The following is a 15,162-nucleotide window of genomic DNA, read 5'->3' as shown; positions in this document are numbered from 1 at the left end:
AACGATTAACGTTTGTAAATTGCTCAACAAGTAATCCACTGCGGATATTATTTATTTGCGAAAAATAAGTAAACATAATTTTTTATGTGTGATGAAAGGGTGTTTCAGTAATCTTTTCAGGTTTTTTAACACGGTGTATACATGATTATAAATAACGTATGGGATTATCGTTGTGGTACATTTAACAAAATATCAATGTTGTCATTTATTCTTTTTTGGTGTTTTGAATGAGCGGGTTGATCTGTGTTGAAATTGCTGTTGTTAGATGTATAAATTCGCAGAATGTTGATATTAGCGAGATGTGATATTCATTTTGGGGTTGATCAGTTACAGTGTGTTTTTTATACCTGTAAAGTCATGTTGGTCATCTCCAGTCATCGGAGTTGCTACAATTATTTAAACTAAATTTTTTGTGCTGAATTTGATTGTTCTTCATTTTTGTACATCAGAATGACGATAATTCTATGATCCAATCAGTAAGCATTACGCTTACAGTAAGCTTGCTAATCATTTTCTTGTTAATATATTCCCGTGTTATTTTTCTAAAGGATATTATATACGCTTATATATGCTACGGATTTCTCGTTGTGGGAAGGCGGCAAGTGAGAGGCTCCCGATGAGCCTACCCCAGTAAGTGACCCGGGTATTCATCATACAATTGCACTTGCTATTAGTTCATGAATTGTTATCTGTCAATGCGATTTTTGTTGCAGGTAATTATATTTTCTAATGTGGATAATAAATCGAGCTTGATTTTAATAGTCAATAAAATCATATTGATGCTGATATCTTGTGAGGTGCTTGTCACAACTTACTATCTTTCTTTTTACATTTGCTGACAATCTACCCTTGTGTTTTTTAAGCTTGTGATATAATTAACATCATGAAATAAGAAAAAAACAATTAAAGATCAATCGATAATAGGTTGAGATATGCTTAAAAATTCGCTAAAGATTAGCAGTCAAGGATATCCGGTCTTTTTAAAACTGGTCGATTTCATTGTTATCAATGTGGTGTTAATTTTTAGCGCCCATCTGCTGGGTTTGGTGCCCTTTAACACCATTGCGATTTTGAGTCTTCTCTTCTCGATCTTTTTCTTACTGTTTGCTGAATACATTAAAATGTACCAGCAAAAGATTAAGACGATCGGTTTGCGTAATCAAAAACGCTTGGTTTTTTGTACGCTGCTGGCGATTTTTTTTAACGAACTGGTCAGTATGACGGTGGCTGAGCCTGAATCACTCGGCTACTTAGACAGACTGCCTTCACCGTTTTATTCAGCCATTATTTACTGGTACTTCATTCCATTACCTTTTCTATACTATATCCGCTTTTTTCTTTTCAAATACACCGCCAGGAAAAATATTCGCGTTGCTGTGATTGGGCTTACTGAGAACGGTCTGGCGGCGGAAAACGCATTGACCACTGAATATGCCAATATCAAATTAGACCTGGCATTTTATGATGAGCGCAGTCCATCCCGTTGCGGCGATGTGGTGGAGAAAATAAAAAGTCCCTTTCGCGGCTCGGTGAGCAATTTAGTTGAGGAAGCCAGGCAGGGAAATATAGACGAAATCTACATCGCTTTACCGATGGTTGCTTTACACCGAATTCGTCATTTTTTAGCGATGATGTCTGACACCACCGTAGATACCTATATTGTCCCTGACTTTTATACCTATAGTAACAACATGTCCAAGTTACGCTCCATCCACAACCTGCAAACTATCGGTATCTTCAGTTCACCGTTTGAAGGGGCGGGGTCGTTTATTAAGCGGGCGGAAGATCTGGTTCTTGGCAGCATCATTATGGTGATGATTTCCTCGCTGATGCTGGCTATTGCCATTGGTATCAAACTCACGTCCCGCGGGCCGGTGTTTTTCAAACAGGACCGCTATGGTCTTAGCGGGCAAAAAATTAAGGTCTGGAAGTTTCGTTCTATGCGCGTCATGGAGAATTCCGATACGGTTATTCAGGCCACGAAAAACGATCCGCGGGTAACCAAATTCGGGAGCTTTTTACGCCGCACTTCGCTGGATGAACTTCCGCAATTTATTAACGTTTTGCAGGGAAGTATGTCGATTGTCGGTCCCAGACCTCATGCGGTAACGCATAATGAGCAGTACCGCAAACAGGTCGAAAATTACATGATCCGCCATAAAGTGAAGCCTGGGATCACTGGGCTTGCACAGATCAACGGTTTCCGCGGGGAAATCGATGCGCTTTATAAGATGGAAAAACGGGTTCAGTACGATATTGAGTACATTCAAAACTGGTCGTTATGGCTGGATATAAAAATCATCATTAAAACTATTTTCAAAGGATTTGTCGGTAAGAATGCATACTAAATTGATAGTGATTACCGGAATCGTGATATCGCAGCCCGCATGGGCTGATTTAACCCCGAAATCACACATTGGCTTTGCGGGAATCGACTTCCAGGGCAAGGTCGCTGTGGATTATGGTTATAATGATAACGTTTCTTATCAGCCACATAGCAGCGATGCTATTGGTTCCTCGTTTCAGAGCGCAGCGCCTGTACTGAGTATGATCGGAGAGCGTGGTCAGGATAAGTATTTACTGATGTATTCCGGAGATTATCGTAACTACTCCAGTGATTCCGCTGATAACTATAACGATCATTTTTTCCGTTTTAACGGTGCCTGGCGGTACGGGCTCAAGCATGGTCTAACCCTCAATCTGGAGGATACGCTTGGGCATGAATCCCGTGGTCGCGGTATTACCGAGGGTTTTCTCCCGGGCCAATTCGAGCAGTATGGGATTACATCTCCACTGACGACGAATTTTATCAACAGTGAATTGCGTTACAGTTACGGCGCACCTGATGGGCGTGGGAAAGCGGAACTGGCGTTGTTGTATAAAAAACTCACTTTCGGCAACACGTCTGATGTACGGGACAGCAGTGAAGACTTCTACAATTATATTCAGGAACAGGAATGGCACGAAAATAGCTTGGTGGCAGAAATTTTTGACCAGTACACATCCAGAACGCGCTTTCGCTATAGTTTTATTACTAACCAGCGTCGCTATGATAACAACTCAGAAAAAGACACTAATGAGTACTATTTGCTGTATGGCCTGAAGTCGCAGTTGACGGGGAAAACCAATGTCGACATGAATATTTCATGGCTGTATAAAACATTTGAAAACAACGCAAACTCGCATGATTTTAATGGTCTAAACTGGGACATAAAAGCGGAGTGGAAGCCATTACAACAATCAGTTTTCACGGCCCACTCTGCGCAAAGCATTAAAGACCCATCGGAAGTTGGGGGATATATTTTAGTGACCCAGTATGGCCTTTCTTACCAGCATTTCTGGTTAGGCACTCGTTTTTCTACTTTATTGGACTACTCATTCACTTCGGAAGACTATAAAAAACAGAACAAGGATCGACATGATAAAGATGGTGTGTTTAGCGTAACCATGAGCTATGACTATACGCCGTCGGTTAATTTTGAGATTAAATATCAGATAGATACATTAAATTCGAATAGGGATACTGACTCGTTTTATATCGGTCCCAACGACAATCAGGAAGTTATTAGAACGTTGGGTTATGATAATTCTATGATTATGCTTAAAGCTAAGGTTCAGATCTAAAATGAAAATAATAGAACTGTGCGCGGTTTTGCTTTTCAGTATCCTGTTGGTCGGATGCACAACGTCCAGCCCGCGATTAATGGACGATCCTGCTACTGTTCAGCAGGATTACCGACTTGGGGCGGGGGATACGGTCAATATCGCTGTTCATGGTCAACCCGATATGACGATGCGGTTTATTTTGGATAAGAGTGGGGAAATTAATTTCCCGTTTGTTGGTGCTCTTAAATTACAAGATAAAACCGTTGATCAAGTGACAAAAGAATTAACTCAACGCCTGACCGGAGATTATTTTACCACTCCGATGGTGACGGTGAGCATTGCCGAGTTCCGCAAATACTATGTTTCAGGCGAGGTGAAAAGTCCAAATGGCTTCGCCTATGAGCCAGGGCTTACCGTCGAGAAATCTATTGCGCAGGCGGGTGGGTTTACAGACCGTGCGGACCGTCAAGATATCAACATTCGTCTGTCGGGTAGCAATCAGCTGCTTGAGAATGTCGATTTAACGCACTCTGTTCATCCAGGGGATGTCGTGATTATTGGCATGGGGTTCTTCTAACGATGAAACTATCTATAGTGGAAAACGGCAAAAAACGAGAAAGCAGTGTCGAATTCTCCCGCTTTGCCAAAGAGTTGAAAAAGAACGCCTGGAAAATCGCACTGGCCGGTATCGTTGCCGGGGTCGTCGCGTATCCATTAATCAGCATGATGTCCTCAAAGTATGTTTCAACGGCGACGGTGCTGATTAAGGCGCAAGCTGATAACGTTTCTCCGTTTCCACAGGTTGATGGTTTCGATTCAACGCGTAGTGGTTACTACGAAACACAATATGCGTTGATGCATTCACGTATTGTGCTGGAGAAAGCCATACGTGATATGAAGCTGGATGAAAACCCGGAGTTTACCGGGGAAAAAGCCGGTGCTCGGGGGGCTGATAGCAATGAAAGTCGGCAACTGAGAATGGAACAAGCGCTGAAAACGCTGGCGAAAAATCTGAATGTCATTGGTATTCGTACGACGAACCTGGCGTCTATTACCTATGAATCAACGTCCCCACAGGTTGCGGCTGACATTGCGAATGGCGTCGCGCAGGCTTTCATCAACTACACGGTGGAGCAGAAGCGTCTGAAGGTGGAGAAAGCTCGCGAACTGAATTTTGAAAAAATGGAAGAGATTCAGAAGTCGATAGCTAAGCAAAAAGACGAGATGGACAACTATCTGAAAAATGCCGGGCTGCTGACCTTCCGTGGAATCGATGGTTTTGAAACCGAGCAGTTAAGTATCGTAACCAATCGCCTGGCCGATGCAACTCAGCGTCGGGTTGCCGCTGAATCCGTCTATAACGAGGTGAACGGGGGAGGTAAGTCCATTGAGAGCGTTATCTCGCTGCCTTCGGTCTCTAATCATGCTCAGATCCAGGATTTGCGCATTGCGTTGATTCAGGCGCAACGAACGTTGTCCGAACAGCGTAAAGTCTACGGGCCAAAAAATCCCGCCATTTTAAAAGCAGAGGCCGATGTTCAGTCGATCCAAAACCAGACTGGACGAGTGTTGGGTGAGCTGAAAGTCGGTTTACGCCAGCAATATCTGGCGGCGCTGGCGGACGAAAAAAACTATCAACAGCAGGTGACTGAGCAGAAAGAGATCTTCCAGAAAATGGCGTCAAAACGGGATGCCTGGAACAGTCAAAAGCTGTCGTTAGATAAAATGGAAGACCTGTATAAATCGCTTTATCAACGTACTCAAGAGCTGTCTCTGTCCGGCGTGAATGCTGATGCGGTGTTATACGACCCTGCGGTACCCGCATTAAAACCGGCGAAACCGAATAAATCTTTGCTGTTGCTGATGGTGGTCATGCTGGTGGTGGTGTTCAGTATCATGTATTTCATTGTTAAAGCGGCAATGGATAACTCAATCGGTACCCTCAGTCGCATGAAAAAACGGCTCAATGTTGCTCCGCTGGGTGAAATCCGTCGTTTTAGCGGAACCTCAGGGCGCGCGCAGGTGCGGGACATGATCATGAAGAACCCGCTGAATGCCGATATTGTGCACGGTATCCGTACCCGGATTATGCTGGATAATCGACCTTTACAGACGCTTGCGGTGGCGTCGACGGAGCACGGCGATGGGCGTTCTTTGTTGGCGAATCTGTTAGCTAACTCTTTTAGTTTCGACCAGAAAACACTGCTTATTGATGCGGATTTCTTTAACACTGATGGGCTCTCTTCTGAACTGGCGTCGGCAACATCCGCAGGTTTGGCAGAACTGTTGCGCGGGGAGGTTCAGCTTGAAAAGGCGCGGATTACGCTCAGTGATCATCTCGATTTTATTCCGCACGGCAAGACAACCATCTCTTCTTTACTGATGCTGTCGTCGGGGCACGTTGAGCCCTTAATGCGCGAACTGAAATCGCACTATCAGCGCATTATTATTGATGTCGCTGCTGTGAATCAGAGTCAGGATGTTCAACTGATTAAACGCGCCGTTGATGGGGTGATTTTCATCGTGAAAGCCGGGACGGGGTCCGCCGGGCAAATCGCCAACGCGCTGGATAAGCTGGAAGAGAATAACGGCGTGGTAATTGGCGCGGTACTCAATGCGGTTGAAGAAAAAGATCTTGAGACGCAAGAAGGTCTGCGTTCACTGAACTTCAGTACCGATCAACTGATGACCACGCCAGGCCGCGTATGAGTCTACTGAAGAGCGCTTCCACAATAGCCGGTTCATCAGTCATCTCGCAGTTGATTGGTGCACTGTCTATTTGGTTGATTTCACACAAGTACGATATGGCTGAGGTGGGGCTTTATGCACTCAACTACAGTATCGCCGTGGTGGGCGCTCAGGTGTGTACCTTTGCATCACAGCTGTTAATTCCTAAACAGCAGGATGACGAACTGGTACAGAATGTTGTGTTTTGCCTGATCCAAAGCACGATCATTGCCTTACCTTACGCCGTGCTCACCGCGTGGCTGTTTCACCAGAACATCCTGTTTCTCTATTTGCTGACGTTGGCAACGGCGTGGGTTTTGATCTCGGAAAACCTGTCGCTACGCACGGCCAACTTTCGTTTTCTGATTTTCCAGCGTATTTCTGTTTCAGTGGTGGTATTACTTTCGGTTCTGGTTACGCATTATGTACAGCTGTTTTATTGGTCGTGGGCCTGCGCGACGATGGCGCTGACCATAAGCTGTATTTTGCATTCGTTTGATATTCGTTCGGTGGCAGCCAGACATCTGCGACCCGCCAGTAATTGGCATTTTTTCAAACAGAATATTCATCACATTACCAAAGTGGGCAGTGCGGAAGTGCTGGCGATGGCCAGCAGCAATTTGCCGATTATGCTGATTAACTTTTGGTTCTCGGCGCTGACGGCGGGTTATTTTTCCGTGGTTAGCCGCTTTTGCCTGGCACCGGTGGTGATCATCGGCAACGCGGTACGCAATACTATTTTCTCCAAGTGGTCTATCGACTTCAGAAATAATACCTTTAACTATCAGGAATATACCAAGGTACGTATGCTATTGCTGGTACTAGGGGTTATCTGTACCCTTGGGGTTTTTATTTTCTATCCGATTGTGATGCGCCTCGGTTTTAGCGAAGACTGGATTAACTCCATTGAGACGTCGCGCTACATGTTGCCCTATTTATTCCCTGCGCTGGCGATAAGCCCTCTGACGGTGATAGAACTTATTTTTGGTTCCCATCGCTATTTTCTGCGTATCCAACTGGAACAGCTGGCGATTGTACTATTCGCTTTTGTCGTGACGCCCTATTTTTATAAAGATTATGCAACGTCGGTCATCTTGTTTTCTTCACTGACATTTATTCGCTACGCCTTCATTTATCTGAAAATGAATAAGCGAGCCAATCTCCTGAAAGACAAGCCGGTGATAATATGACACTGAATACCGGATACTATTTACAGGTTTATACTTTTGTCACGCTGATCCTGTGTGGCTTGGTGCAATACTTTACCGGTATGCAGTCAGTGCTGTGGATACCTTTTTTCCTCACCTTATTGATGGTGGGATTATTGGTGATGCAGACGCGTGATGGCTCGCTGCAACTGGATGCGCAAGAGACGATTGTTCTGGCGTTGTATTTCTCGTTCCTGGTACTGGCTGGGACATCGACGTTGATTCAGGGCGGGATCACCGTCGCGATTGTGGCATTTAAAAACGAAATTGCATTGTCGCTGGTGATGATCTGTTTGCTGCTAGGGTTTTGCCGGGAGTCGCAGATTTATCGTGTAACACGCTATCTGTACTGGGTTTTTTACGCGCAGATCCCGGTAATGATTTATCAGGTTTTACTGGTCGTTCCCCAGCGCGTCGCGGTGCGCGGCGAAGATGAGAAATGGGACTCCGTGGTTGGCACGTTTGGCGGTGACCCCATGGGGGGCGGGAATACTGCCGCAATGGGGCTGTTTTGCCTGTTAATTATGTTGTTAAAAGTCTCCGAATATAAGCATGGGCTCACCACGTTCAAATCCATGGCGCTGCATATTGTTCTCGGTATCGGGTTATGCATAATTGGTGAAGTGAAGTTTGTCATCCTGCTATCGCCAATATTCCTGGCGTGGGTGTGGCTCTCACCGAGCTACGTCAAAGACGTTAGTAAGGTTAATCTGAAGACGTTATTGGTTATTGTGGCGGGAATGCTGTTGCTCATTAGCCTGTCGATTGTGATCCTAGCGTACTATTATTCTACGGCGTTCGGCGGCGATCCATCGAAAAGCTCGTTAAGTATTTTTATCGACTCCTTAAGCTATATCTTTGATCCAAACTACATTATGTCTACCGGTGAATTAGGGCGCTTTACGACGTTCCTGTTCTGGTTGAAAAATAACGATCTGTGGGGGCTTTCAGGAACGTTATTTGGCTACGGACTCAACGCCACTAACAGTGGTAGTACGGTGTCGCCGGGATTTTTGAATATTATCTACAACTTAATCCTCGACTCGACTTCCCTGAGTATGCTGCTGTGGGAAGTGGGGGCGATTGGTACATTACTCTTTGTTAGCTTATTCATTTATATCCTGAAAGTTTGTCAGCCAAAGCCATTACTGAGACTTGAACAACTGGACCAGCAGGATCTCCAGTTGCTGAGTTTTGCACCGGCGTTTAACGCTTTTGCTATCAGTTGCTTAATTAGCTTACCTTACAGCCAGATACTGATGATTACACCGATGTTACAATTCCTGTTCTATTTATCACTAGGTGCAAGTTTAGTGATTCGTCGAACCGTCCTTCGCTGCGTAGGGTAATTGTATGGACAATAAACCGTTTATTTCAGTGAGTATTAAAACACTCAATGAATCTGAATGTATTGAGAAGACGATTGACAGCATCCGTAAGCAGCTTATTGACTATCCACATAAAATTATTGTGGCAGATAGTCTCTCAACGGATAACACCCAACAGCTTGCGATCGATAAAGGGGTGACCGTAGTGTCCTTAACTGACCCTGGCGATCGCTGCTGTGGCGTCGGGCACCAGTTAGGTTATCTGTATAGTGAAGGGGAATATCTGTTGTTGATGGACGGCGACATGGAGCTGGAAGAAGGATTTGTGGATCAGGCCGTCGCCTTTTTGCAGGCTGAACCAGAATATGCAGGCGTTGCGGGAACCGTTGAAATGGATGATGCCGTTAACTATGAATTTAAGTCTCGTAAGCAACGCATTAATAAAATCTATCCGCTCGGGGATAGTGACCATTTAGGCGGTGGTGGATTATATCGTCGCTCTGCGATTGAGAAAATTGGTTATCTGACTAACCGTAATTTGCACGCGTATGAAGAGGCTGAGCTGGGTCTGCGTTTAATCGATGCGGGCTATAAACTGCGGCGTCTGGATATTCCTTATTTTATTCATACTTCGCATACCATGCCGACCTTTCAGATGCTCAAGCACCGTTGGAAAAGCGGATACTATCAGGCCCCTGGCGAGCTTTTACGTTGTGCCTGGGGAAAACCTTATTTCGGCAAAGCGTTAAAAATGGTCAGGAACGAGGCGATTTTTTCTGTTTACTTGATTGGCTTGTTCATTGCGGCGGTGACCTTCAATCTTGAACTTTTCGACATTGCATTTCTGCCCTTACTTGCATTTATTGCCCTGAAAACCGTACAGAATCGATCGTTATTAAACGGCCTGCAAAGCGTAATGAACCTGGCCGTGCTTTCTGCCGGGCTGGTTAAAGGGTTGACTAAACCAGTACGCGATCCGTTGACTCCACCCAACAGTAAAATCATTCATGAATAACCGGGGCAGGCGCCATGAAAGTATTATTAGTTAACAAGTTTTTTTTCATTAAAGGCGGCGCGGAAACGGTTTATTTTCAAGAGCGCGATATGCTGAAACAGGCCGGAGTGCAGGTTATTGATTTCTCTATGCATCATGATAATAATCTCCCCTCGGACTATGCGGATTATTTCGTCAGCAATGTGGACTACCACAAAGAGAGCAATCTGCTGGGCGGTATCAAAACGGCGGTTAACTTTATTCATAATTCGCAGGCCTGCAAAAAAATGCTGGCGCTATTAGAAAAAGAGCGCCCGGATATTGTCCACTTTCACAACATCTACCATCAGTTAACACCGGCGTTGATTAAAGTTGCGCGTAATTTTGGCAGCAAAACGGTGCTGACTGCGCATGACTATAAGATTGTGTGCCCCTCGTATTCCATGCTGCGCGACGGCAAAGTGTGCGATTCCTGTATTACCGGGACGGTTTTCAATGCCTTCAGGTATCGTTGCCAGGAAGGTTCAGCCTCAAAAAGCTTACTGCTCTCCCTGGAGGCAACCTGGCAGTACATTGCACAAAACTATCAGGCGCTGGATGTGATTATTTCACCGAGTGTTTTTTTACGAGGTATCCTGCTGCGTACGCTGCAAAATTCGCGCATTGATGTCATCGTCAATGGCGTTGATGACAGTCGTCCCCTGGCCGAAGTAAGCGATGAGGGCTATATGCTGTACTTTGGCCGTCTGAGCCGTGAAAAGGGCGTGGCAACGTTGTTGGAAGCGCATAAAAAAATGCAGAACAGCGCGCCGCTGAAAGTTGTGGGGCACGGTCCGTTGCATGATGAATTAGCCGCCAAATACCCTGATGTTGAATTTTTAGGTTATGTGCAACAAGGAGAAGCCCTCGACAAGCTTATTAAGCATGCGCGAGCGGTGATCCTTCCTTCTGAATGCTATGAAAACTGTTCTATGGCGATATTGGAAGCGATGTCTTTAGGCAAGCCGGTTATTGGATCGCGCATTGGCGGCATCCCGGAACAAATTCGTGACGGTATCGAAGGGATTTTATTCGAACCAGGCAATGCGCAGGAGTTGGCAAATGCGATGGACGCCCTGGCTGACTCGCAAGAGAAGGCGCGGAATATGGGCTTACATGGCCGTGCGCGGTTGAGTGAAAAATATGCGCTCAGTAAACATATGGATACCTTACAGGCGTTGTATAAAGAACTGCTGAGCAGGCCATAGAATGAGTAAAAAAATAACGGTTTTTGGAACGCGTGGTATTCCCGATGTATTGGGCGGTGTGGAGACACACTGTCAGAATCTTTATCCTGCCATTAAGCAGCAGTTCGACGCGGATATTTGCGTGATTGCTCGCTCGCCATATGTAAATTACAAACGATCGGTCTATAAAAAAGTCGAAACCTACGCGCTGTGGGCACCCAAAAAGCGCTCGCTGGAAGCTATTGTCCATTCCGTTTTAGCGGCGTTTAGGACACGTATCGACCATTCGGATATTGTGCATGTCCATGCTATCGGCCCTGGCCTTGTGATCCCACTCTTACGCGTGATGGGTAAGAAGGTGGTTTTCACCCACCACGGACCTGATTACGATCGTCAGAAATGGGGTTTCGTTGCAAAAAAAATATTGCTGCTGGGCGAACGTTGGGCGGTGAGATATGCCAACGAGGTGATTGTGATTTCTGAAGTTATTAATCAACTGATCCAGAAAAAACATGGTCGCTATGATGCGCATTTAATTCACAATGGCGTAAATGAGCCGCGGTTGTTATCAGAGCTCACCATCGACAATACGCTCTCCCGCTTTGGGCTGCAGCCGAAAAATTATCTCGTTGTGGTTGGGCGGTTTGTGGAAGAAAAAGGAATGCATGATGCCATTGCCGCCTATCAACACAGTGGTTTGACCATGCCGTTAGTGTTAATTGGTGATGCGGATCATCCAACCGAATACAGCATTCGCCTCAAAAAGCTTGCCGCCGACACGCCTGGTGTCGTGATGACCGGTTTCTTACGTGGTGATGAGCTGCAGGCGGTGTTTTCGCAGGCCAGGCTATTTGTGATGCCTTCATACCATGAAGGATTGCCCATTGCGCTGCTGGAGGCAATGTCATTTTCTCTTCCGGCCGTCGTCAGTGATATTCCTGCTAACCTTGAAGTTCAACTGCCTGCCGAGACCTATTTTAAGGTGGGAGATGTAACCGATCTGGCCGAAAAATTAGGCCAAGGGGTAACAGCAAATAGCGTGGACTATCGTGTATATTTGCAAAACTACAATTGGCATGAAATCGCCAAAAAGACGGTTAACGTCTATCACTCAATTGATAAAGATATAGGTTAATTTTGACCAGTCCTCAAAATCGTCCCCCCGTCATCGAACGATTTTATACTCATCTTGATGAGACGATTGCGCAGGGGTTGACCCCTGAACAAAAAGAAGGGGTGGAAAATGCGATCCTGGCCTCGACGCTGGCTTCGCGGCATCAGATCGATATTCGCAGAAGCTTTCCCTTTTTCAGTAAGCGTTATTATCTGGTTTTTTTGTTTGGCAGAGATTTACGCCGCCAGCACCGCCAGGAATCGACCCTGTCGAGAATGTTGCTCACTTTTTTGCTGCTGATTGCCGTGCTGTTCGTCACCTGCTGCGTATTGTTGACGCTGTATATGATCAAATCCGCGTTAGGTATTGATGTGTTCCAAAATTTTCACGTAGGTATCTGGGATTGGTGGTTAAGTCTGAAAAACCACTAGCGTTAACAAACCTGTGGAGGCATTACTGCGATGAAGTGTAAATGGGTTTCTGCGCTGTTGTTAATGTCCTTTCCGTTAACGGTCATCTCCGCATTAACGACCGTAACCCCCAAAGCATTAACTGGCCCGCTGACCAATCCGGGGATTGGCGTGGCAAGTTTTCATCAGGGATACGGTGAAACGCTGGGGCTGGCGGACTATCCCAATACCGGATTTGAATACGACCGTTTTTACTGGCGGGACCTGGAGCCAGTCGAAGGCCAGTACAATTTTGCGTTGGTGGATGATGCCTTCAAATACGCGGCGGCACATCGTCCAGCGATGAATGTCGGGCTACGATTTATGGTACTGGCAGAGCCGGAAAGCGGCTCGCAAATTCCTGACTGGCTGATTAAAAAAGGCGTGAAAGGTACCTGGACGCCGGATAAAAAGACATTTGCCCCGGATTTAGACGATCCTCTGTTCATTCAATACAGCCAGCGTCTGTTGAACGCATTTGGTAAGCGCTACGATGGTAATGAGAATCTCGCGTTTGTTGATATTGGCATGGTGGGATCATGGGGAGAATGGCATAACAGCAACTTCCCGAACCTGAAGCCATTACTGGAGCGATACACCACGGCGCAACTGGATCGCTACGTCGCGATGCACTTTTCTGCTTTTCCGGTGACGCCAAAAACCATGCTGATAAGCGGCGGACAAAGTCTGGCGAATGCGGTGGAGCGTGGGGCAGGATGGCGTGCGGACTGTTGGGGGGACCTGCGCGTATTTTCGGACTCCTGGAACCATATGACTGATGATTACCCGCAGCGATTGCTGGCTGCGCAGCAGAGTTATTCAGGGTTCAACGACGCCTGGAAACGTGCGCCGGTCAGTCTGGAAATCTGTTCATATATGCAAGACTGGAAGAATACTTTTCATTATACGCGTGCCGAAGTGCAGGGTATTTTTGACTGGGCGGTCAAACAGCACGCCAGTACCATTAACCTGAAATCGAGAGCGATACCCAGCGACTATCGACCGATTGTCGACGATGCGCTGACCAAATTAGGCTATCGATTTCGCCTGGCGTCCCTGAGCCATGAGTCCGTGTGGGACAGCGGACAAACGCTGACATTGAACAGTACCTGGTACAATGAGGGTATCGCTCCGATTTATCTGCCTTATATGTTGGCATTCCGTGTTGTGGACAATGCTAATAAGGTGGTGGCTCAGGGGAATTCCGCGGAGGATATTCGCCGCTGGCTCCCCGGTAAGTATCAGGTCAGTTTTGCGTTATCTATGCCAGGCCGACTGGCAAAAGGGCAGTACGCGATTGAGGTTGCGATGTTGGATAAGTCGGGTGCGGCGAGAATTAACTTTGCCAATGAAGGGAAGCAGAGCAGCGGCTGGTACCGGGTATCAACAATAACAGTACAATAGTCAGACACAGCAGCGAGCCTGACGGTCAGGCTCGCTGCTGTGAACATTAAATTTGATACCCATTCGGGTTGTTTTTTTGCCAGTTCCAGGTGTCACGCATCATTTCATCAAGGCTGTAGATGGCCTTCCAACCTAACTCCTTATATGCCAGCGATGGGTCAGACCAACATTCGGCAATGTCTCCAGGTCTTCTGGCGACAACCTTATAATTAATTTTAGTCTGCGCTGCTTTTTCAAATGCTTCAATTAACTTAATCACGGAATAACCGACACCGGTACCGAGATTAATCACCTTGTAAGCCGCGCCTTTGTTCATGCAATCCAGCGCGGCTAAATGACCGGTCGCCAGATCCATGACGTGGATATAATCACGCACGCCGGTTCCGTCAGGGGTTGGATAGTCATTACCATACACCGATACGGTTTTAAGCTTACCAATTGCGACCTGGGAGATGTATGGCACCAGGTTGTTTGGGATACCGTTAGGATCTTCACCAATGCGACCCGATGGATGAGCGCCAACCGGGTTGAAATAGCGCAGGCAGGTAATGCGGAAATCGGGTTGTGCACGGGAGAGGTCGGCCAGGATATGTTCGACCATTAACTTAGACGTGCCGTACGGATTGGTGGTACCGCCCGTGCGTGATTGCTCGCTCAACGGCACGCTTTCCGGATTACCGTATACCGTAGCTGATGAGCTAAAAATGAATCGGTTAACGCCTGCGGCCAGCATCTCATCCAGTAAAACCAGCGTTCCGGTGACGTTGTTTTCATAGTAGGCAAGAGGTTCTTTTATCGACTCGGAAACCGATTTGAGCCCTGCAAAATGAATGACATCGGTGATGTTATGGTTGGTAAAAATGTTTTTTAAGGTCTGTCTGTCGAGAACATCGGCGATATAGACAATAGGTTCTCTTCCAGTGAGTTCCGCGACCCTGTCCAGCGAGATTTGACTGGCGTTCGCCAGATTATCGATGACAACGACATCATCGCCTCTTTCCAGTAGCGTTAAAACAGTATGTGAACCAATATAACCTGCACCACCAGTGACCAGAATTGCCATACAGACTCCAGATAAACGGGGATTGAGTCACGCCAGTACCATA

General features: G+C 46.3%; 12 protein-coding genes. 11 read left to right on the top strand and 1 reads right to left on the bottom strand.

Going from position 1 to position 15,162, the window contains the following annotated elements:
• Nucleotides 1-932: 932 nt before the first annotated feature.
• Genes OGV98_RS22290 through OGV98_RS22240 form a run of 11 tightly spaced genes read left to right on the top strand, consistent with a single transcriptional unit; the run spans nucleotide 933 to nucleotide 14,056 of the window.
• Nucleotides 933-2,348 carry an undecaprenyl-phosphate glucose phosphotransferase gene (locus tag OGV98_RS22290; protein WP_003846001.1) on the top strand — a complete coding sequence of 472 codons (1,416 nt, stop codon included), beginning with the start codon at nucleotides 933-935 and terminating at the stop codon, nucleotides 2,346-2,348.
• Nucleotides 2,338-3,624 carry an outer membrane beta-barrel protein gene (locus OGV98_RS22285; RefSeq protein ID WP_003839728.1) on the top strand — a complete coding sequence of 429 codons (1,287 nt, stop codon included), beginning with the start codon at nucleotides 2,338-2,340 and terminating at the stop codon, nucleotides 3,622-3,624. Before OGV98_RS22290 ends, OGV98_RS22285 begins: the two co-directional genes overlap by 11 nt.
• Nucleotide 3,625: 1 nt before the next feature.
• Nucleotides 3,626-4,183: a polysaccharide biosynthesis/export family protein gene (locus OGV98_RS22280; RefSeq protein WP_003037180.1), complete on the top strand. Its 558-nt coding sequence runs from the start codon at nucleotides 3,626-3,628 to the stop codon at nucleotides 4,181-4,183.
• A gap of 2 nt (nucleotides 4,184-4,185) precedes the next feature.
• Entirely contained in the window at nucleotides 4,186-6,315 is a 2,130-nt protein-coding gene (locus OGV98_RS22275; protein WP_003839730.1) for a GumC family protein, read from the top strand.
• Nucleotides 6,312-7,523 (top strand): lipopolysaccharide biosynthesis protein, encoded by a 1,212-nt coding sequence (locus OGV98_RS22270; protein ID WP_003037176.1) that lies wholly within the window; start codon nucleotides 6,312-6,314, stop codon nucleotides 7,521-7,523. The genes OGV98_RS22275 and OGV98_RS22270 overlap by 4 nt, the downstream gene beginning before the upstream one ends.
• Complete coding sequence (locus tag OGV98_RS22265; RefSeq protein ID WP_003845999.1) at nucleotides 7,520-8,890, top strand: hypothetical protein; 1,371 nt, start codon at nucleotides 7,520-7,522, stop codon at nucleotides 8,888-8,890. The genes OGV98_RS22270 and OGV98_RS22265 overlap by 4 nt, the downstream gene beginning before the upstream one ends.
• 4 nt (nucleotides 8,891-8,894) lie before the next feature.
• Nucleotides 8,895-9,884 carry a glycosyltransferase family 2 protein gene (locus tag OGV98_RS22260; protein WP_202581036.1) on the top strand — a complete coding sequence of 330 codons (990 nt, stop codon included), beginning with the start codon at nucleotides 8,895-8,897 and terminating at the stop codon, nucleotides 9,882-9,884.
• Nucleotides 9,885-9,898: 14 nt separating this feature from the next.
• On the top strand, nucleotides 9,899-11,110 hold the full coding sequence (locus OGV98_RS22255; RefSeq protein ID WP_202581037.1) for a glycosyltransferase family 4 protein: 1,212 nt from the start codon (nucleotides 9,899-9,901) through the stop codon (nucleotides 11,108-11,110).
• A gap of 1 nt (nucleotide 11,111) precedes the next feature.
• Nucleotides 11,112-12,224: a glycosyltransferase family 4 protein gene (locus OGV98_RS22250; protein WP_048218463.1), complete on the top strand. Its 1,113-nt coding sequence runs from the start codon at nucleotides 11,112-11,114 to the stop codon at nucleotides 12,222-12,224.
• A gap of 2 nt (nucleotides 12,225-12,226) precedes the next feature.
• Complete coding sequence (locus OGV98_RS22245) at nucleotides 12,227-12,634, top strand: hypothetical protein (RefSeq protein ID WP_032938074.1); 408 nt, start codon at nucleotides 12,227-12,229, stop codon at nucleotides 12,632-12,634.
• A 30-nt stretch (nucleotides 12,635-12,664) separates the two neighbouring features.
• The gene (locus tag OGV98_RS22240) at nucleotides 12,665-14,056 is read left to right on the top strand and encodes a DUF4832 domain-containing protein (protein WP_139935715.1); all 1,392 of its coding nucleotides are present in this window, start codon (nucleotides 12,665-12,667) and stop codon (nucleotides 14,054-14,056) included.
• 46 nt (nucleotides 14,057-14,102) lie between these two features.
• Here the strand turns inward: OGV98_RS22240 and galE are convergent, their stop codons facing one another.
• Nucleotides 14,103-15,119 (bottom strand): UDP-glucose 4-epimerase GalE, encoded by a 1,017-nt coding sequence (galE, locus tag OGV98_RS22235; RefSeq protein ID WP_202581038.1) that lies wholly within the window; start codon nucleotides 15,117-15,119, stop codon nucleotides 14,103-14,105.
• Nucleotides 15,120-15,162 lie beyond the last annotated feature (43 nt).

Source organism: Citrobacter sp. Cf136, from assembly GCF_030333815.1.
Taxonomy (GTDB): Bacteria; Pseudomonadota; Gammaproteobacteria; order Enterobacterales; family Enterobacteriaceae; genus Citrobacter; species Citrobacter freundii.
Note: the sequence above shows the minus strand (reverse complement) of the source record. Positions and strands in the feature narration are given on the sequence as shown.

What these genes read in the sequence shown, in the direction of transcription:
- OGV98_RS22270 (WP_003037176.1), top strand. Translation starts at nt 6,312, where the DNA reads ATGAGTCTACTGAAGAGCGCTTCCACAATAGCCGGTTCATCAGTCATC.
- OGV98_RS22275 (WP_003839730.1), top strand. Translation starts at nt 4,186, where the DNA reads ATGAAACTATCTATAGTGGAAAACGGCAAAAAACGAGAAAGCAGTGTC.
- OGV98_RS22260 (WP_202581036.1), top strand. Translation starts at nt 8,895, where the DNA reads ATGGACAATAAACCGTTTATTTCAGTGAGTATTAAAACACTCAATGAA.
- OGV98_RS22250 (WP_048218463.1), top strand. Translation starts at nt 11,112, where the DNA reads ATGAGTAAAAAAATAACGGTTTTTGGAACGCGTGGTATTCCCGATGTA.
- OGV98_RS22285 (WP_003839728.1), top strand. Translation starts at nt 2,338, where the DNA reads ATGCATACTAAATTGATAGTGATTACCGGAATCGTGATATCGCAGCCC.
- OGV98_RS22265 (WP_003845999.1), top strand. Translation starts at nt 7,520, where the DNA reads ATGACACTGAATACCGGATACTATTTACAGGTTTATACTTTTGTCACG.
- OGV98_RS22240 (WP_139935715.1), top strand. Translation starts at nt 12,665, where the DNA reads ATGAAGTGTAAATGGGTTTCTGCGCTGTTGTTAATGTCCTTTCCGTTA.
- OGV98_RS22290 (WP_003846001.1), top strand. Translation starts at nt 933, where the DNA reads ATGCTTAAAAATTCGCTAAAGATTAGCAGTCAAGGATATCCGGTCTTT.
- OGV98_RS22280 (WP_003037180.1), top strand. Translation starts at nt 3,626, where the DNA reads ATGAAAATAATAGAACTGTGCGCGGTTTTGCTTTTCAGTATCCTGTTG.
- galE (WP_202581038.1), bottom strand. Translation starts at nt 15,119, where the DNA reads ATGGCAATTCTGGTCACTGGTGGTGCAGGTTATATTGGTTCACATACT.
- OGV98_RS22255 (WP_202581037.1), top strand. Translation starts at nt 9,899, where the DNA reads ATGAAAGTATTATTAGTTAACAAGTTTTTTTTCATTAAAGGCGGCGCG.